This is a genomic window from Segatella hominis (genome assembly GCF_019249725.2).
Lineage (GTDB): Bacteria > Bacteroidota > Bacteroidia > Bacteroidales > Bacteroidaceae > Prevotella.
The window spans coordinates 3,409,119-3,427,576 of sequence record NZ_CP137559.1; the positions used below are offsets into that span (position 1 = coordinate 3,409,119).

Consider the following 18,458-nt stretch of genomic DNA (forward strand, 5'->3'; position numbering starts at 1 on the left):
TCATGAAAATCCCTCAAGAATTTGATACCATTAGACCTTGGGAGCCGGAAGACCTCCCAGAGGTATTTGATCGTTTGCTGGCAAACGACCAGTTCAAGCAAGTGTTGGCATACCTGTATCCACAGGTACCATTGGAAATGATTGCCCAAAAGTTGAAGGCTTGTAAGACAAATCTTGATTTCCAGCTGGCTTTCGCTTATGACTTCGTTCTTGGCATATTGAAGAAGGCGGCTACGGGCTGCGAGATGGACTGTTCGTCACTCGACAATACCCGCAACTATACCTTCATCAGTAATCATCGTGATATTGTGCTCGATTCTGCTATCCTCGATGTCATGCTGATAGAGAACAAGTTCAAAACGACTTGCGAGATAGCCATCGGCGATAATCTCCTGTCTCTTCCATGGGTCAAGGATCTGGTACGTGTCAACAAGGCATTCATCGTAGAGCGTGCCTTGAGTATGCGTCAGATGTTGATGTCCAGTAAGCGTCTTTCCGACTATATGCACTTTGCTATCAAGGAGAAAAATGAGAATATCTGGATTGCCCAGCGTGAAGGTCGTGCCAAGGATAGCAATGACCGTACCCAGAAATCAATTCTCCAGATGATGTCTATGGGTGGTGAGGGAAGTATTATAGAACGATTGAAGCAGTTGCATCTGGTTCCTCTGTCTATCAGTTATGAGTATGACCCATGCGATTTCCTGAAGGCAAAGGAATTCCAGCAGAAGCGTGATCATGCGGAGTGGAAAAAGGGACCTACTGATGATCTGGTAAGTATGCAGACAGGTATCTTCGGTTATAAGGGACACGTACATTATCATGCAGCCCCATGTCTTGATGAGTATCTTGATTCTCTGGATCCGGATATGCCAAAGCAGGATATATATAATAAGGTAGCCGCCTACATGGATGAGCAGATATTCAAGAACTACCGCCTCTATCCGGGCAACTATGTGGCTCTTGATTTGCTTGAAAACTCAACTGCTCATCAGGCAGAATATACTGCCGAAGATAAGGCAAAATTTGAAAAATATATGGCTGGTCAGCTTGCGAAAATTGACCTTCCAAATAAGGATGAAGCTTACTTGAGAGAGAGAATTCTCGAGATGTATGCCAATCCTGTACGTAATTACCTTGCTGCTCAATAGCGGCAAGGTAATACTTTTTTGCTCAGAGTTAACGAAACATACATATATAATAAGTGTAAGAAAAACACAGAATGTTAATAAATCTTTAGTGTTTATCGGGATTTATTAAAAAAAATAACTAAAATCAAAATAATACTTCAAATTAGCAAAATAGTATCAGCTTTTTTCGTAAAAGAAATGTAACTTTGCAACCGAAAATCTGTTTGTCACTTATAGTTCCATTAAAAATGACTTCAGATTGATGATGAAATGAAACAATAATAAACAATATAAACAATAACCATTATGAAACCGAATTCAACTTAACCTGTTTGTTTCCTTCGTATCTGATAGATATGTCGGGAACTAAAAGAATGACTATTTTTGATAGTCAGAGTCAACAAACGTTTAATTCTATTCAACCTAGAAAGTACTAAAGTATGAATTTGAACTTAAAAAAATCAATGCTGCTTGTGGGAGCGTTAGCATCGTTAGGCTTGAGTTATACAACTGAAGCATGGGCGGCATCTCCTAGTCAGAGCGTAAATGCTGTACAGCAGGCAAAGAAAGTAACCGGTAATGTGAGCGATGCAGAAGGTCCTATTATTGGTGCAAGTGTAGTAGAAAAGGGCAACCCTGGTAATGGTACCGTTTCAGATCTTGATGGTAACTTTACCTTGAACGTAAAGCCTGGTTCTACTATTGTAATTACCTATATCGGTTACCAGAAACAGGAAATTGCTGTAGGTAACCAGTCTAGTCTTAAAATTACAATGAAGACAGACGACAAGACTCTCGATGAAGTTGTTGTCGTAGGTTATGGTGTTCAGAAGAAGAAGCTCGTTACCGGTGCTACCATCGAGGTAAAGGGTGATGATATTCAGAAGATGAATACCACACAGGTGCTCGGCGCTTTGCAGAGCCAGACTCCTGGTGTTAACATTCAGGCGGCTTCCGGTCAGCCAGGTGATGGATTTAAAATTTCTATCCGTGGTGCCGGTACCAACAGCTCTACCGCTCCTCTTTATGTAATTGATGGAGTTTCTGGTGGTGACATCAATGCTTTGAATCCTGCCGACATCGAGCGTATCGACGTATTGAAGGATGCCGCATCTTGTGCCATCTACGGTTCTGCCGCAGCCAATGGTGTAATCCTTGTAACTACCAAACAAGGTAAGATGGGCAAGGTTCAGGTTACTTATGATGCTAACGTGGGTTGGCAGAATATGTATAAGAAGCCTCAGTTGTTGACAGCAAAGCAGTATATGGCTGTTCAAGACCAGGTATCTTACAATAATGGAGGCTCTGCTTATGATTGGTCTAAGTATATTGATGCAGATTTGTTGAATGCATACCAGGATGGTTCTAATGCAGGTACAGATTGGATTGATGCAATTCGCAATAAGAATGCCATCGTAACCAACCATTCTTTGAATGTGACAGGTGGTAACGACTTGTCTAAATTCTCTATGGGTGTAGGTTATCAGTATCAGGATGGTGTTCTCGGCAATGTCGTTAAGTCTGATTTCCGCCGTTTCACTTTCCGCTTGAACTCTGAGCATGTTGTTTACCGTGTAGGTAAGCGTGATGTAATTAAGATCGGTGAGAATGTTTACTATCAGCACAAGCAGAATCAGGGTGTTCAGATTGGTAACCAATATTCAAATGTTCTTTCTGACATGCTTCGCGCTAATCCTTGTGTACCTATTTATAACAAGGATGGTAATTATTTTATGTATGACGATTTGAAGAACTCTGGTTCTGCCGGTTGGTTTGCTTTCAATTCATATACAAGCAACCCTATTGCTTCAATGGTTAATAACCAGTCTGGTGCAAATAAGGGCAAGTCTTTTAACTTGAATGCTGTAGGTTATACAGAGATTTCACCTATTGAAGGTCTGACCTATCGTGGCCAGATTGCTTATAAGCAGTGGTCTAATTCATGGAGATGCTATTTGGCTGAATATCGTTTGAATGACCAGGGCGCTAGCCGTGATAAGGATCAGTTGTCTGACAATGTTGGCTTGGGATGGAATTGGACGTTGACTAACACATTGAATTATAAGTTCAATATAGCCAAGTTACACCACTTCGATACTTTGGTAGGTATGGAGTATTACAAGTCTAGACCAGACTATGGAGAGACTGTTAATGCGACTGTTAATGGTTCTATCTTTAAGGATTTTGCACATGCTTATCCTAGCTTGGCTGATGGCAATGCTGTGGCATCTGTCGTTACAGGTGAACCTGCTGGTTATGAGAGCAAGTTGTCTTACTTTGCTCGTGTCAACTACGACTTTGATGAGAAATATATGTTGACTGCAATTATCCGTGCTGATGGTTCTTCTAACTTCTCTCCAGATAAGCGTTGGGGCTACTTCCCTTCTGTATCTGCTGGTTGGGTAATCTCTAATGAAAAGTTTATGGAAAGTACTGCCTCTTGGTTGGACTTCTTGAAACTTCGTGCAGGTTGGGGACAGAATGGTAACTGTAATTTGCCAAGTAGCCAGTGGCGTGCTGGTTTTGAGTTTGGTGAGTATGGTGTTTATCCTTTCAACGACAAGACTAGCAATACTACAGGTGCTTATCCAAACCGCCTTTCAAACCCAGATTTGTCTTGGGAGACTTCTGAGCAGTTGAACATTGGTATCGATACCCGTTTCTTGCATGGTCGCTTGGGCTTTACTGCAGACTGGTATAGTAAGAAGACCAAAGACCTCTTGATTAATGTCCAGGCTAATGCTGTTTCTGGTTTCAGTACTCAGTGGGTAAACGGAGGTACTGTAGAGAACAAGGGTGTGGAGCTTGCACTTAATTGGAATGATAAAGTGGGTAAGGACTTCACTTATGGCTTGAACTGGAATATGGCTATCAATAAGAATGAGGTGACAGAGATTAAGGGTGATGCCGACTTCATTGAGGGTGGTAAGGATCTCTTGGCTCAGAATACTGGTAATATGGCTCGTATGTGGAAGGGACATGCTATTGGATGTTTCTATGGTTACAAGACAGAAGGTGTTATGCAGAATGAGGCAGACGTTCAGGCTTACCTTGACAAGAACTGCAAGGGCAATGCCGCTAACTCTCTTCAGGGTACAGGTATCAAGCCTGGTGACTTGAAGTTTGTTGATGTCAATGGTGATGGTGTTGTCAATGCAGATGATAAGACCGATATTGGCGATCCTCATCCTGATGTCACAATGGGCTTCTCTTTCAATATCGGCTATAAGGGCTTCGACTTGAGCGCTACTACTTATGGCGCTTTTGGGCAGCAGGTAGCTCGTTCTTGGCGTAAGTTTACCGATGGTCAGTACGAAAACTATACCACAGAGGTTTATGACTACTGGCATGGTGAAGGTACATCTAACAAGTATCCTCTCCTCGCTCCAGGTAATACGGGTGTAAACTGGCAGCAGATTTCTGATATTTATGTTGAGAATGCAAGTTACTTCCGTTTGCAGAACCTGACAGTCGGTTATGACTTCAAGAATATCTGGAAGAATTGTCCATTCCAGCAGCTTCGTCTCTACTTCACTGCTCAGAACCTCTTTACAATAACAGGTTATAAGGGTATGGATCCAGAAAATGGTATGTCCCTTAATGGTAATGAGGCATGGGTTACTGGTGTAGATGTAGGTAACTATCCACAGCCACGTACTTATATGGTGGGTGTTAATGTTAAATTCTAAAAGCGAAATTGCAATGAAAAAAATATCATTATATATAAGTGCGGCGATTGTTGCCTTGAGCATGTCGTCTTGCGACTTAGACTCTTTAAGCATGAAGGAAGCTGATACAACCAACTTCCCTAAGACTACTGAGCAGATTAACCAGACTTTGGCTGGTGTATATCAGAATTTGAATGAGATATCCAAGAATCCACAAGAATCATACTTGTATTGGTCTCTTCTTGCCAGTGATGATATGCTGGGTGGTGGTGGTTTCAATGATAAGTTGATGCAGGCTTGTGACTTGCTTTGCAACTATGGTACCAATATGACCGAGAACTTCTGGAAGGCTAGATATCAGGGTATCAACCGTGCCAATACTTTGATTGAGGCTTTGGAAAATGTGGAGATGGAGGCTACGGCTAAAGCTCAGGCTTTGGGTGAGGCTAAGTTCTTGCGCGCCTTCTATTATTATGAGTTGGCATCTATGTATGGTCGTGTTCCATTGAACCTTACATCTACGGCTCCAGACAATACAACTCCTCCATCTGCAGCCGAGATTTGGGGTCAGATTCTTCAGGATCTTTATGAAGCATCAACAACAATGCCTGCTCAGCGTTTGACCAATGGTCATGTTGACAAGTATGCTGCAGAGGCTATGTTGGGTCGTGCTTGGTTGTTCTATACAGGTTTCTATTGCAATGGTGAAGAAATCAAGGATTTGACCAGTACAAATTATTCTCCAAAGACAGAGGTCGCTTTACCTAATGGTACCACTCTGACAAAGAAGATGGTTAGCGATTTGATTGATGACTGTGTCAATAATGGCAAGTCTGCTGGTTATGCTTTGGTTCCAGACTACCGTGAGTTATGGGCTTATACCAATAAATATACAGTTGAGGACTTCCCTTATACAAAGGGACAGAACTTAAAGTGGGCAGAGGATGATAATCAGGCTAATCCAGAGTCTATGTTTGCTATTAAGTTCAACAAGACTGCCAGCTGGAATAAAGGTTGGGGTATTGGAACTTGTAATGGTTATGCTCTTCACTTCGGTGTTCGTGGTGGCCAGCCTTATGCTGATACATTCCCATTCGGTCAGGGTTGGGGTGCAGGTCCTGTAGCTCCTAATCTTGTTAATGACTGGAAGGTGGCTAACCCTAAGAATACGGATGTTCGAGAGGACGCATCTGTAAAAAATGTCAACGATATGCCTGCTTATAGGCATGGTGGTGCAAGTTGGGCTGATTTTATCCAGGAAACTGATTACTATCAGATGAAGATAGGACCAGTCTCTTGTAAGACACCTGTGGGCTCTGCCTATAAAAAAGATTATATGGAGGTCTTTGAGTTGGCTATGTATGGATTGGATGGTTGGCAGAATAATGACTATATGCAGACTGGTAACATCCATGACCTGGTATTGATTCGTTATGCCGATGTACTTTTGATGCAGTCGGAGCTGGAAGAAAATGTGGCTGGTATGAATGAAGTTCATAAGCGTGCAACAGGAGTAGCAAACTATTATACTTCTTATTCTTTGGCAGATCTTCAGAAAGAACGTCGTTGGGAGTTGGCTTTCGAGGGTACCCGTTGGAATGATATCCGTCGTTGGCACATCGCAGCTGCAGCTCTTGAGAAGCAGACGAATCAGCCAATTTATACTGCAGGTGCAGAATCGAAGAATGTAGCTCAGAATGGTGGCTATACTACTCGTTATAATGCAACTGCCGGCTTTGCTAAGATTCCAGAGAACCAAATCACTTTGAATCATGGTATGCTTCAGCAGAATGCTGGTTATACTGATGCATCTGGTGAGTATAATGGTTGGAAGGAGTAATATTTGTTCGTTTAATGTTTTAAAGACAATGGAATTATGAAAAAGATATTGTTTATGATACCATTATTGGCTTTATTGTTCACTGCATGTGACCCAATAAGCGAAGATAATGGACCTGGTTCTAATATTAGTTCCGAGGAATTGACAAATGGTTTTACCATTACTCAGGAGAGTGAAGGCAATAATAACCTTACATTCACTGTATCTCCTTCTTGTTATGTTAAGATCTATAACGCAGATAATGACGGTCTTGTAACACAAGGAACTGGAGTTTTGAAAACTCAGGTAGTGCCTCCTGTGACCCAGGCTAATTACTATATTGAGACTATCAATCCTGATGGCTCTGTAGTAAAGTCTTCTAAGAAAGGTGTTGCAGTGACAAACTACACAAAGTTACCTGCTATCTTTGACCAAGTATTTGGAAAGGATGCCAATGGTAATTATCTTACCTCTACATGGACTTGGGATGATTCATCCGATAAGTGCTGGGGCAATGGTGGCTGGGGAAGCGACCAGGGGCCTTCTTGGTGGGGCTTCAATGCTGGAGCCGACTTGGAAGGTCAGGCTAGTGGTAAGGGCTTAGCAGGTGATGGCTTACCTGATGCCTGGTTCTCTCTTAGCTTGAGCGAAGGTGTCAAGACTAGTCGTGGTGAAACTGGTACTGTAGCCGTTAACGATAAACCTTCTCAGCAAGGTTGGGATATTGGCACTATGACATTCTCTGGTACTGTTCCTTTGCTGGGTGTACTTCCAAACGATGGTAATGCACGTTGTTACAAGTATCAGATTATCAAGGCAACGGGAGATAAACTTATCCTCGCAGCCCAGTCATCATCTGGTACCGAAGGTTGGTTCTTGTCATTCAAGAAGATTCCTAATAAGTAATTATATGGGTGTTGGAATTGTTTTTCAAATCCAACACCTTATAAAATATGATGTTTTATGAAAAAGATATTTTTATTTCTATTCTTGTTATGCAATTTACTTTCCGTTAATGCTGGTGAATTACAGAGAATATTAGCCTCTGACACCTCTACTCCAACTCCTGATGGATGCACTAAGGTTGTATTTGTAAAGGGTACGACGTGTTCAGCAATTCCTTCTATGATAATAAAGAATGCATCAGGTGAAACTTTTGAACTTGTAGCCAAGGATTCAAATGGAGCTCCTTATATGTATTTTATTCCGAATGGAAAGTATACTGTGGTATCAATGAGTAATGTTAAGCGTTGTAATACTGCAAAAGGAGAATTGAAAAATGGAGATTCTTTCGATGTTCCTTCCGTTGGATATTTTACCTTGGAGTCTAAGTTTGAAACTCCTGTTGTTGAGTATGCAAAATCTTATGGACCATATTCGATGCATTATGAACAGGCAATACCTCCTGGTTATTCAAAGATTATAGTAGACTCTAGTAAAGATTATATAAATGGTGTCGTTTCTTTGAAGCGCCTTTCTGATGGTAATTTGTATAGGATTTTAGGTAGTGCCACTTATTATCAGCAATGGTATTATTTTATACCAAAAGGTGATTACCAAGTTGTGAGTGTAGGCTCCGACTATAAGACTAAGATTAATGGATTCACTGCTTATCAAGGTTTTAAGGTTACTTTTTTAGATAGTGGTTCTGTTGCCTTTAGTAAATAGAAATGCAAAAAATGATAATCGTTGTGATTATAATATAAATAAGGTTAGGCCTCGGCTGTAGTGATTACAGTCGGGGCTTTTCTTTTTGCCCTATGCTGAAATATTATCCGAAATGTTTGGTATATTCAATTATTTGTCGTACATTTGCGGAATGGTTTAAATGTTGGCTGCTATGGCAAAAGATTCTATTATTTATAATCATGATGGGATGGAACTTCCTGTTGATGATTGGAAGCATGGAGAACACTCTTTCGTGGAGTTGACGCATGTGATTCAAAGTACTCATGATGCAGCACAAACTTGTGCCGTCAAAGCTATCAATCGTATGCAAACGATGCGCAATTGGCTCATTGGCTATTATATCGTGGAGTTTGAACAGCATGGTAAAGACCGTGCTGAGTATGGTTCGCGTCTTCTTAAGAAGTTGGAGGAAAAGGTGGAACGTAAAGGTCTAAATGTGACTTTGTTCCAATGGGCACGAAAGTTTTATAATCTTTATCCTCAGATGGCAGATAATCTAGCTCCTATGAATATTATTAAGGATAAAGGAATTTGTGCGACAGCGTCGCATAAATCTGAGGGAATCAAGTTTATAGCTAGAAAAAGTGCGACAGCGTCTCATAATTTTATGACCCCGGGAGCTATTTTGATTTCAAGGCTATCCTATAGTCATATACGTGAGATTATGGCGATAGACGATCCCCTTGCTCGTTACTTCTACGAACAGGAGTGCATCAAGTGTACTTGGTCTGTTCGTGAGTTGCGTCGACAGATAAGTACCAATCTCTATGTTCGAGCTGGTATTAGTACTAATCCCGAAAAGATGTTGTCTCTCCCAAGTATGAAAGGGCATGATTCTAATGAACTGCAGATTCGAGAGCCTTTTACGTTTGAATTCTTGGGATTGAGGGCTCAAGAGGTCGTTACAGAACAGGATATAGAGGATGCTTTGATTACTCATTTGCAAGAATTTATCTTGGAGCTAGGTAAAGGCTTCTGTTTTGAGTCTCGTCAAAAACGTATAGTGATAGATGACGAGTATTATTATCCAGACTTGGTGTTTTATAATCGGTATCTTCACTGTAGCGTCATTCTGGAATTGAAAGATTCGGAGTTCTCGCATGAGAACCTCGGGCAGCTGAATGCTTATGTTTCTTATTATCGAGAAAATGAGATGCAGCCTGGGGACAATCCTCCAATTGGTATTTTGCTCTGTACGAGAAAGGGTAAGAAAATGGTGGAGTATGCCTTGGCTGGTATGGATAACCAATTGTTTGTTTCCACTTATATGCTTCAGTTGCCCGACAAGAAAACATTGGAGGATTTCTTGTTGAAGCAGTTAGATAAAAACAAGTAAGTATAACGATTAGGTTAGGCTTCGGCTGTAGTGATTACAGTCGGGGCTTTTCTGTTTGCCTTATGCTGAAATTTTATCCGAAATGTTTGGCGGTTACGATAAATAATCGTACCTTTGCTGCGGTTAATGATTTAAGTATAATTGTATGGATAAAGAAAAATATATCAACCAGTTGTCACCTGTATTGTTTTGGGATGTAGATAGATCCCAACTTGATATGGATACATATCCTTCATTCTTTGTACAAAGAGTCTTGGAGTATGGTCAATGGAGTGATTGGAACATTATCTTAAAATATTATGGATTAGAAAAAATAGCGGACGTATGCAAGAATATACGTACGTTAGATCCTGTATGTTTATCATACATTTGCGCAATTACTAATACAAAAAAGGAGGATTACAGATGTTATCATACGACACAATTGAATTCCACACTTTGGAACAGAAGATAATAGCAGAAGTCAAAAGAATAAAATAATAAAGGAGGTAGGGTATATGACAGAATTAAGAGATAAATCCGTACTTCATGAAGCCCAGACTCACTTAGAAGCATATAAGCGAGGTGAAGAATGGGCAAAGAAAGACGTATTTGATAACGTGGATGATTTAATGGCTGATTTAATGAAGGATTGAAACAGATTCTTTATCCAAGTAAGTCTAAGAAAGAAGTTCAAAATATACTTATATGGCAACAGCAATAAAAGCAATTCCAACCTTGTTTGGTGAAGAGACTGTGAATTTCAAAAAACGTGCAGATGAGGTAGAACGTAAGTTCAAGGCTCAGCCTGCAATAGATTGGAATAAGAATCCAGGTGTATTAGCTGCACGTAAAATGTGGGCAGAAATGATAAAGTAATTATGGGATTCTTAGAAGATAATTGTAAACTTAGTGTTCTTACAGAAAAGATACATTCAAATGATAATTATTCTTAATTATTAATGCTTTATTAGTTGATTTTCAGCAGTATTTCTTACCTTTGTTCCGAAAATCTGTGCAACTGCACAAAAAATCGGAATACAATGATTATAACTCGGCAAAAATATTTGGAAATGTTGGTAGCTGGTCAAGGTAATGGACTAGTAAAAATAGTAACTGGTGGAAGAAGATGTGGAAAGTCCTTTTTGCTGTTCCAAATCTTTCATCAGTATCTTTTGCAGCATGGGGTAGATGAAGGGCATCTGATAGAAGTGTCTCTTGATGATAGACGTAATCGCAAACTTTGTGATCCTGATGCTTTGCTTGATTATCTTGATTCTCGTATAAAAAGTGATGGCAAAACAAATTTTATTTTTCTTGATGAAATTCAACTTGTTGATGATTTTATAGGAGTATTGCTTAGCCTAATGCATACTCCTAATACTGAAGTTTATGTATCAGGTTCAAACTCGAAGTTCCTGTCCAAAGATGTTGTTACCGAATTCCGTGGAAGAGGACAGGAAATAAGAATTTGGCCGTTGTCGTTTTCTGAATATTATGGTGCTGTGGGGGGAGAACGCTCGCAAGCATGGAAAGACTACTATACTTTTGGAGGACTTCCCCAGATTTTGTCTTTAGGTACAGAAAGAGCCAAACGTAGCTATCTTAGGGATATTTATGAAGTGACATATATTAAGGATATTGTAGAGCGTAATAAAATTAAAGTGCCAGAGGGGTTACGTGAACTTGTGCGTATTTTAGCATCAGGAATAGGCTCTTCTACTAATCCGACCAGGATATGTAATACCTTTCAATCTGTAAGTCAATTACAAATAACTGATAAGACAATAAATGAATACATCTCAGACATACAGGATGCTTTTCTTATAGAAGAGGCTCTCAGGTATGATGTTAAAGGTAGAAAGTATATTGGTACAGAGACTAAGTATTATTTTTGTGATTTGGGATTGAGAAATATAGTATTGAATCTCAGACAACAAGAAGAAACACATATTATGGAAAATGTCATTTATAATGAACTAAGAATGCGAGGTTACTTGGTTGATGTCGGTTTAGTTGAATGTTGGACAACGGACGAGAATGGAAAAAGGAAACGTAGTAAACTAGAAGTTGATTTTGTAGTAAATAATGGTCCCGAACGTGTGTATATTCAGTCGGCTTTTAATATGCCAACTAAGGATAAAGAGAAACAGGAGCGTCGTTCTCTTATAAATATCGCTGACAATTTTAGAAAAGTAATTGTTGTGAAAGATGATATTAAGAGAAAGATTGATGATGATGGTGTCGTCACGATTGGACTCTTCGACTTTTTGTTAGATGAGCAGAGTATAGAGAGATAACTAGTTTTGGTAACGAAATTCTTAAAGTAAAACTTAAATAATAGAGATATGGAAATGTTAACTATTATATTTGCCCTGGCTAGCGCTATTGGTGCAGGGCTAGTTGTTTGGTCTAAGACGAAAGCTGGTCAAAAGTGGCTTGAAAGTCTTTAGAAAATGAGTAAGTTTGATAATCGTCATGATTATCATATCAATGAGGCTAAACCCCGGCTGCCGTTCTGTAGTCGGGGCTTTTCTTTTTTTTGATATACTGAATGCTGTTCTTATTTGTCTGTTTTAACCTGCAGTGAATTGGTAAAAAGAAGGCTGTTTAATACAGACAGTTAACTGGCAAACCACAGACAGCCTACTGGCGCTTTAGCTGCTAGTGGGCTGTTTGCCTAGAACAGCCATCCCAAATGGCTTTGTTTCGTTTTAATGCAAGGCTTATGTAGAAATACTCTTCACTCTTCACCTTTCGCCTGGAATCCCCTGTGTTTATCGGTATTCCGAGGGGTGAAGAGTGTTTGGGCACTCTTCACCTACTCTTCACCACTCTTCACCTTTCTGTTTGGCGGATTTGAGTTTCTTCTTATGCCTCGAAGCCTCGAAACCTCGTGCCTAGGTGAAGAGTGGTGAAGAGTGGGTAAAGAGTCGCTGATAACTCTTCACCCCTTGAAACGCCCTGTTTATGGGCGTTTCAGGGCATAAGGTGAAGAGTGAAGAGTTTTTGGTTCTTCACCCCCAAGTTGGGGGCGAAATAGAGAATGGGGTTTTTTCGTTTCATTACGTTAGCAGGATTTGACTTTTATTGCTTTTCTTCTGTACTATCTTGTATAAATGCAGAAAAAATTTGGTGTTTACGAGTTTTTATTGTACTTTTGTATGTGAATAGAGAAACTTCTGATACAAGTCCATAAACCAATATGGAACTGTAAGTAAACAACGATGATAAATATTAAACCTAAGAGTATAATGAAGAAATTGATTTTATTGATGGTTATCGCTCTGATGACCGTTACGAGTATGGTAGTAATGGCAGGTTGTAAGTCTGCCGAAAAGGGAAATTGCCGTATCCATGGTACGATGGAATCGAACCGATGGGATGGCAAGAAGATTTTCCTTGTGCCTATGTTCGGACTGCAGGATGCTGCCCATGTAGACTCTGTTGTCATCAAGGACGGCAAATTTGAATTTGTTGCCGATACTACAGAGATGAAGGTGATTCGCGTAGATTATCACTATCGTGATGGGGTTCAGGACTTGCTGGTTGTTTCCGAACCGGGCGACATCAAGGTTACTGTTGGTACCAACAGTATTTCCGGGGGAACTCCTCAGAACGATTCTCTCCAGGTATGGAAAGATCAGATCATGAAGTTTAACAGCGCCTACAACCAGCTTCGTATGCAAGCCCGTCAGGAAGGCACTGACCAGTTGCTGATGACCAAGGGTAAGGAGATGCAGAACCAGTTGAAAGAATATAACATCGCCTTCCTCAAGCGTCAGCCTGCTGGAGTGTTTAAGGATTTTCTTCAGAACATGTAACCTTCTGCCAAGTAGGTTGTCTGCTGTAGAAGATGTTGATAAAAATGGGTATCCGGACTAATCTATTGAGTACATGAAAAAGTTCATTTCTAGATATGGGAAAATGACTCTGGTCGCATTGTTCGGCTTATGCATCTTCCTTTTTTGGTATTGTGGTTATCCACAAGCCTTATGTTACCAAGAGCAGAACCAACTCTTTCTCTGGTCTGCCGACTACTTTTGGCATGACCTGAGTGTGGCAGGTGGTTTGGCTGATTATATCAGTGAGTTCCTGGTACAGTTCTATTATGTTCCAGTTTTGGGTGCTGCCATTCTGGCTTTTCTCTTCGTGGCTTTCCTGTCGCTTACCTATCAGGTAATCAGGAGTTATACAGCCAAACCATTGAAGTGGTATGGAATGCTCATAGCTCTTCTTCCTTCTATCCTGTTGCTGGAAGTGATGGGAGATATCGAAGTGCTCCTGTCTTTTCCGGTAGCTCTGACCTTAGCCCTGCTGTCAACATGGTTGATGAATCTTGCTACCAGAAGATGGGGAGCAAAGATAGCGTGGGCAGATGTACTTCTGATACCCGTCATATTCTGGCTGATTGGAGGCGGGGCAACCTGGCTTTATGTCTTCCTCCGTGTGGCTTCTTTCCTGATACAAGTAAAGAAAGGCAAACTCCCTTCCGTTTCAATTACCTATCTTTTGTCTATTCTCTATCTCCTGGCTATCCAGCTGATTTGCTATAGTACCCTTCTGGTTCAATATCCATTGATGTCTGTGATGACAGGTATCAACTATTATCGCGTGCCTATGCGGTATCCGGGGCAGAAATGGGGATATGACAAGGACCTCTATGCTTTGCTCAAGCAGAACGAACAGGTGCGTAACGGGAAGTGGGAAGATATCATCCATGATGCGCAGGAGAATCAGGTACAGGTGTTCTATACCAGCAACTGCGTAAATCTTGCTCTTGCTCAGACCCGTCAGCTTGCCGACCGCATGTTTTCTTTCTATCAGAGTGGGGAAGATGCCTTGCTGGCTCCCCGTACCCGCGATAACATGTCGATGTATCCTACGATGGAAGCCTTTTGGCGTCTGGGGCTCGTGAATTCTTCTCTTCGCTATGCCAGCGATTTGCAAGCTTCCATCCTGAATGGAAAGATGAGTGGCAGATTGATGAAGCGCATTACCGAATGTCAGATTGTGAATGGCAAGTATGCCGTTGCACGTAAGAATATCGATCTCTTGAAACAGTCGCTCTTCTATCATGACTGGGCTGTGAAGATGGAAGCGATGCTGGGCAATGATACGGCTATCAGTCATGATCCTGATTTGGGAAGGGCTAGAAGAATGCGCTTCAAGACGGAGATGATTTATAGTTATAATGAGATTGACAAGATGATGGGATTGCTCTTCATCAACAATCCGGAAAACAAAATGGCGCTCGACTATTTCATGGGGCAGATGCTCTTGAAGGGAGATATCCAGGGATTCATGCGTTATGGCAGTTGGGTACAGCAATATGGTGGCTATATGCAGATGCCTGTGGGTTATCAGGATGCTGTGAAGTGCATACAGAATCAAGGTAATGTGCCGGGTTCGCCATACGCAGAATACGTAAAACGAATGATGAGTAAACAGAAAGGAGGCGAAGAATGAAAAAGATAATTTATGCTTTCATCGCCGTATGGATGGGGATAACCGCATGTACTCCATCGGTTGAGAATCCTACCATGGTGAATCGTAAGCCTAGTATCTATCCAGACTATATTGGGGTGACCATTCCTGCTGATATTGCTCCGATGAACTTCAATATCAAAGGTGATACCGTAGATGTGGTGGATGTCGTGGCAAAAGGAAGCAAGGGCGGGGAACTGCACGTCAGTGGTGAATGGGCAGACTTTGATGTGGAAGACTGGCATCAGCTTACTGAGCAGAACATCGGTGGCAGCATCTCTTTTACCGTCTGTACCCGTAAGGATGGCAAGTGGAAGCAATATCAGGATTTCCAGATGATGGTGAGTCCTTATCGGTTGGATGATTACGGTTTGACCTATCGCCGTATCGCTCCCGGCTACGAAGTGGGTGGCAACATCGGCATCTATCAGCGCGATATCCATACCTTTGATGAAACGGCTATCATGACAGAAACCGCCTTGCCGGGCAGATGTTTCAATTGCCATACAGCCAATCGTACTGATGCCCGACAACTGACCTGCCAGATACGTGGTGAGGGTGGAGGTACCCTGATCATGAAGAATGGCAAGCAGCAATGGATAGATACCAAGACCGATTCTACCAAGGCTGCCGGAAGCTATGCCTACTGGCATCCGGAAGGCAATTATGTGGCTTATGCTGCCAATGCCGTTCACCAGTGTTTCTTCGTGGGAACTTACAAGCCGATAGAAGTTTATCACGACTTCAGTAATATCGTGATACTGGATACGCGTAACAATCAGCTGGTAACAGACCAGAAACTGATGACTCCCGATTGGCTGGAGATATTCCCTGCTTTCAGTGCAGATGGCAATACCTTATATTATAGTACTTCGAAAGCTTGCCGTGTACCGGCTGAGTATCTGAAAGTGAAGTGCTCGCTGGTAAGTATTCCTTTCGATGCCAGAACGGGGAAGTTTGGAGAAAAAGTGGATACGCTGCTGAATGGTCCGAAGACGAATATGAGTTACGTCTTGGCTCGTCCGTCGTATGATGGAAAATGGCTGATGTATACACGATGCAGCAGAAGCAATTTCCCTATCGTGCAACCAGATGCTGATCTGTGGATGATGAACCTGAAGACCCGGCAGACTTATCCGCTGACAGCGGTGAACAGTAAGATGAGCGAAAGCTATCATAACTGGAGCAGCAACTCGCATTGGTTTGTCTTCGTCAGCAAGCGTGGTAACGGAAACTATACCCGTCTCTACATCTCGAGTATTGATGATAAGGGTAAGGCAACCAAACCTTTCCTTCTTCCGCAGCGCAATCCGTGGAAATATTATCATGGGCTGTTTGATGCCTATAATGTACCGGATTTCACAAAGACTAAGGTGGAACTGGATATAAAGGAAACCCGCAATCAGATCTTTTCGGATGATCGTCCGAAAGTGACTGTGAGAGAATAAACGAATAAAAATTTAGATTGGAGAATCATGAAGAATTTGATGATAAAAACTTGGAAACCGCTGCTGTCGCTGCTCTTCGGTGTGGCGGTCGTGATATTTTGGGCAGTGCCATTCGTAGGCGGACTCTGCTTTCAGGAACAGTATCAGATGTTTCTCTTTGATACCGGCTATTTCCTGGAGCGCATTGTACTGCCGGGAGGATTGGCTGACTATATCAGTGAGTTTCTGGTACAGTTCTATTATATGCCTGTATTGGGCGGTGCCATCATCGCTTTGCTGCTGATGGGCATTCAGGCTGCCGTATGGGGATTGATGAAACAATATGGAGCAAGGCATGATTTCCCGGGTTATCTCCTGAGTTTCCTTCCAAGTATCGCCTTATGGTGTGCCATGGGCGACCAGAATGTGCTGCTCTCTTTTGTGGTTGCACTTTTCGGAGCCTTGGTGATGGGATGGATACATAACCGATTCCATAACCGGTTGGTGAAGGTGGTGTTCGAACTGGTTAGCACGGCATTGGTTTATTGGTTCCTGGGTCCGGTGGTATTCCTTTATGCCGCCCTGATGATAGGTGATACGCTGAAGAATGCCAAGCAGAAGGGAAATGTTTCTTCCGGAATAGGCTATTCTGCCGTCATTCTTATTCTTACTATCGCCTGGATATTATTGACCACGCAGACTTTGCAATATCCTTTGTATCGCATCTTTGCCGGACTTAATTATTATCGCTATCCGGGTGCTGTATCTCCGTTGCCTTTTGTTGTGATGGTATGGGCTGTTGTGATTCCTTTCCTGGGGATGATTCCATGCCACCGGAAATCCTTGCAGAAGTTGCAGCAATCCAAAGTGGTCATAGTGTTGAGCTATGTATTGGTGATTGTGGCTTCATGGTTTGGTATCAAGGCATCTTTTGATGAGATGACCTACGACCTGATAGATTATGATTTCCTGGTTCGCACCGAACAGTGGGATAAGATTATAGAGAAGGCAGAGAAGAAGTCGGCAACCACACCGCTCAGTGTTTCTTGTGTGAATCTTGCCTTGAGTCAGAAGGGTATGCTTGCCGACCGCCTTTTCGAGTTCTATCAGAATGGAGGCGAGGGCTTGTTCCCTACCTTTACCCGCGATATGATTTCGCCGGTATCTACTGCAGAAATCTTCTTCCGTCTGGGAATGGTGAATGATGCCGAAAGATATATGTTCGAAGCGCAGGAGGCGATACCGAATTATCGCAAGAGTGCCCGCTTGACCCGCAGGATTATAGAGTGCGAAATCATCAACGGTAATTACAAGGTAGCAGCCAAGCTGCTCCGCCGACTGCAGAAGACGCTCTTCTATAGCAACTGGGCGAACCAGACCATGGCGCTGCTGGGTAATGAGAAGGCTATCAACCGGCATCCCGTTTATGGAAAGTTGAGAAAGTATCGTGAGAAAAAGCAGGACTTCCTCTTCAGTGACCGGGAGATGGACCAGATGTTGGGCTTGCTCTTCCTGAATGATAACCATAACAAGATGGCATACGAATATTTGATGTGCTACGAACTCCTGCAGCGCGATATGGAGAAGTTCATGCAGTATTATCCGCTGGGCAGATTCGTGGGTTACGACCATATTCCACGTACCTTCCAGGAGATTCTCATCGGTAACTGGATGAAGACACATAGCGATCCACGTACCATCCCGTATAGTGTGGATGCGCAGAATGTGAACAATACGCTCAACTTCATCCAGCTCTATATGCAGAATCCGCAGGATCCTCAACTCAGTCAGCAGCCGTATGTATCCAATGCCTGGTACTATGTGATGGTGCAGGGGGCTGATGAGGCTGCCAGAAAGAAGGAGGAGAAGAAAACTATATATTAATGTTGAATGTTAAGTGTTAAATGTTAAGTTGGCAATCTT

14 protein-coding genes are annotated in these 18,458 nt (G+C 42.0%); all 14 read left to right on the forward strand.

Translation table 11 applies throughout. The features are described from left to right. The first annotated feature begins 2 nt into the window (after window positions 1-2). The 14 genes from KUA50_RS13845 to KUA50_RS13905 all read left to right on the forward strand — a co-directional run bounded on the left by KUA50_RS13845 (window position 3) and on the right by KUA50_RS13905 (window position 18,419). Window positions 3-1,151, forward strand: a complete 1,149-nt coding sequence (locus KUA50_RS13845; protein ID WP_022111198.1) for a 1-acyl-sn-glycerol-3-phosphate acyltransferase — start codon at window positions 3-5, stop codon at window positions 1,149-1,151. A 419-nt stretch (window positions 1,152-1,570) separates the two neighbouring features. Continuing rightward, window positions 1,571-4,819, forward strand: a complete 3,249-nt coding sequence (locus tag KUA50_RS13850; RefSeq protein WP_218455957.1) for a SusC/RagA family TonB-linked outer membrane protein — start codon at window positions 1,571-1,573, stop codon at window positions 4,817-4,819. A 13-nt stretch (window positions 4,820-4,832) separates the two neighbouring features. After that, window positions 4,833-6,638, forward strand: coding sequence for a RagB/SusD family nutrient uptake outer membrane protein (locus tag KUA50_RS13855; RefSeq protein WP_218455958.1), 1,806 nt, complete (start codon window positions 4,833-4,835; stop codon window positions 6,636-6,638). Between the two features lie 36 nt (window positions 6,639-6,674). Beyond that, window positions 6,675-7,523, forward strand: a complete 849-nt coding sequence (locus KUA50_RS13860) for a hypothetical protein (RefSeq protein ID WP_218455959.1) — start codon at window positions 6,675-6,677, stop codon at window positions 7,521-7,523. Window positions 7,524-7,580: 57 nt separating this feature from the next. Then, complete coding sequence (locus tag KUA50_RS13865) at window positions 7,581-8,285, forward strand: hypothetical protein (protein ID WP_022121105.1); 705 nt, start codon at window positions 7,581-7,583, stop codon at window positions 8,283-8,285. Window positions 8,286-8,457: 172 nt separating this feature from the next. Then, window positions 8,458-9,642, forward strand: a complete 1,185-nt coding sequence (locus KUA50_RS13870) for a PDDEXK nuclease domain-containing protein (protein ID WP_022121106.1) — start codon at window positions 8,458-8,460, stop codon at window positions 9,640-9,642. 217 nt (window positions 9,643-9,859) lie between these two features. Next, entirely contained in the window at window positions 9,860-10,096 is a 237-nt protein-coding gene (locus KUA50_RS16935; protein ID WP_413777468.1) for a DUF6922 domain-containing protein, read from the forward strand. A gap of 43 nt (window positions 10,097-10,139) precedes the next feature. Continuing rightward, window positions 10,140-10,277 carry a hypothetical protein gene (locus KUA50_RS13875; RefSeq protein ID WP_218416265.1) on the forward strand — a complete coding sequence of 46 codons (138 nt, stop codon included), beginning with the start codon at window positions 10,140-10,142 and terminating at the stop codon, window positions 10,275-10,277. 52 nt (window positions 10,278-10,329) lie between these two features. Beyond that, window positions 10,330-10,500, forward strand: a complete 171-nt coding sequence (locus tag KUA50_RS13880; protein WP_218455961.1) for a hypothetical protein — start codon at window positions 10,330-10,332, stop codon at window positions 10,498-10,500. Window positions 10,501-10,664: 164 nt separating this feature from the next. Then, window positions 10,665-11,921, forward strand: a complete 1,257-nt coding sequence (locus tag KUA50_RS13885) for an ATP-binding protein (RefSeq protein WP_218455962.1) — start codon at window positions 10,665-10,667, stop codon at window positions 11,919-11,921. 954 nt (window positions 11,922-12,875) lie between these two features. After that, on the forward strand, window positions 12,876-13,445 hold the full coding sequence (locus KUA50_RS13890) for a DUF4369 domain-containing protein (protein ID WP_218455963.1): 570 nt from the start codon (window positions 12,876-12,878) through the stop codon (window positions 13,443-13,445). Window positions 13,446-13,518: 73 nt separating this feature from the next. After that, window positions 13,519-15,090, forward strand: coding sequence for a DUF6057 family protein (locus KUA50_RS13895; RefSeq protein ID WP_318346048.1), 1,572 nt, complete (start codon window positions 13,519-13,521; stop codon window positions 15,088-15,090). Continuing rightward, complete coding sequence (locus tag KUA50_RS13900) at window positions 15,087-16,556, forward strand: TolB family protein (RefSeq protein WP_218455969.1); 1,470 nt, start codon at window positions 15,087-15,089, stop codon at window positions 16,554-16,556. The genes KUA50_RS13895 and KUA50_RS13900 overlap by 4 nt, the downstream gene beginning before the upstream one ends. Before the next feature lie 27 nt (window positions 16,557-16,583). Next, window positions 16,584-18,419, forward strand: a complete 1,836-nt coding sequence (locus KUA50_RS13905; protein WP_218455971.1) for a DUF6057 family protein — start codon at window positions 16,584-16,586, stop codon at window positions 18,417-18,419. Window positions 18,420-18,458 lie beyond the last annotated feature (39 nt).

What these genes read in the sequence shown, in the direction of transcription:
- KUA50_RS13845 (WP_022111198.1), top strand. Translation starts at nt 3, where the DNA reads ATGAAAATCCCTCAAGAATTTGATACCATTAGACCTTGGGAGCCGGAA.
- KUA50_RS13850 (WP_218455957.1), top strand. Translation starts at nt 1,571, where the DNA reads ATGAATTTGAACTTAAAAAAATCAATGCTGCTTGTGGGAGCGTTAGCA.
- KUA50_RS13855 (WP_218455958.1), top strand. Translation starts at nt 4,833, where the DNA reads ATGAAAAAAATATCATTATATATAAGTGCGGCGATTGTTGCCTTGAGC.
- KUA50_RS13860 (WP_218455959.1), top strand. Translation starts at nt 6,675, where the DNA reads ATGAAAAAGATATTGTTTATGATACCATTATTGGCTTTATTGTTCACT.
- KUA50_RS13865 (WP_022121105.1), top strand. Translation starts at nt 7,581, where the DNA reads ATGAAAAAGATATTTTTATTTCTATTCTTGTTATGCAATTTACTTTCC.
- KUA50_RS13870 (WP_022121106.1), top strand. Translation starts at nt 8,458, where the DNA reads ATGGCAAAAGATTCTATTATTTATAATCATGATGGGATGGAACTTCCT.
- KUA50_RS16935 (WP_413777468.1), top strand. Translation starts at nt 9,860, where the DNA reads ATGGATACATATCCTTCATTCTTTGTACAAAGAGTCTTGGAGTATGGT.
- KUA50_RS13875 (WP_218416265.1), top strand. Translation starts at nt 10,140, where the DNA reads ATGACAGAATTAAGAGATAAATCCGTACTTCATGAAGCCCAGACTCAC.
- KUA50_RS13880 (WP_218455961.1), top strand. Translation starts at nt 10,330, where the DNA reads ATGGCAACAGCAATAAAAGCAATTCCAACCTTGTTTGGTGAAGAGACT.
- KUA50_RS13885 (WP_218455962.1), top strand. Translation starts at nt 10,665, where the DNA reads ATGATTATAACTCGGCAAAAATATTTGGAAATGTTGGTAGCTGGTCAA.
- KUA50_RS13890 (WP_218455963.1), top strand. Translation starts at nt 12,876, where the DNA reads ATGAAGAAATTGATTTTATTGATGGTTATCGCTCTGATGACCGTTACG.
- KUA50_RS13895 (WP_318346048.1), top strand. Translation starts at nt 13,519, where the DNA reads ATGAAAAAGTTCATTTCTAGATATGGGAAAATGACTCTGGTCGCATTG.
- KUA50_RS13900 (WP_218455969.1), top strand. Translation starts at nt 15,087, where the DNA reads ATGAAAAAGATAATTTATGCTTTCATCGCCGTATGGATGGGGATAACC.
- KUA50_RS13905 (WP_218455971.1), top strand. Translation starts at nt 16,584, where the DNA reads ATGAAGAATTTGATGATAAAAACTTGGAAACCGCTGCTGTCGCTGCTC.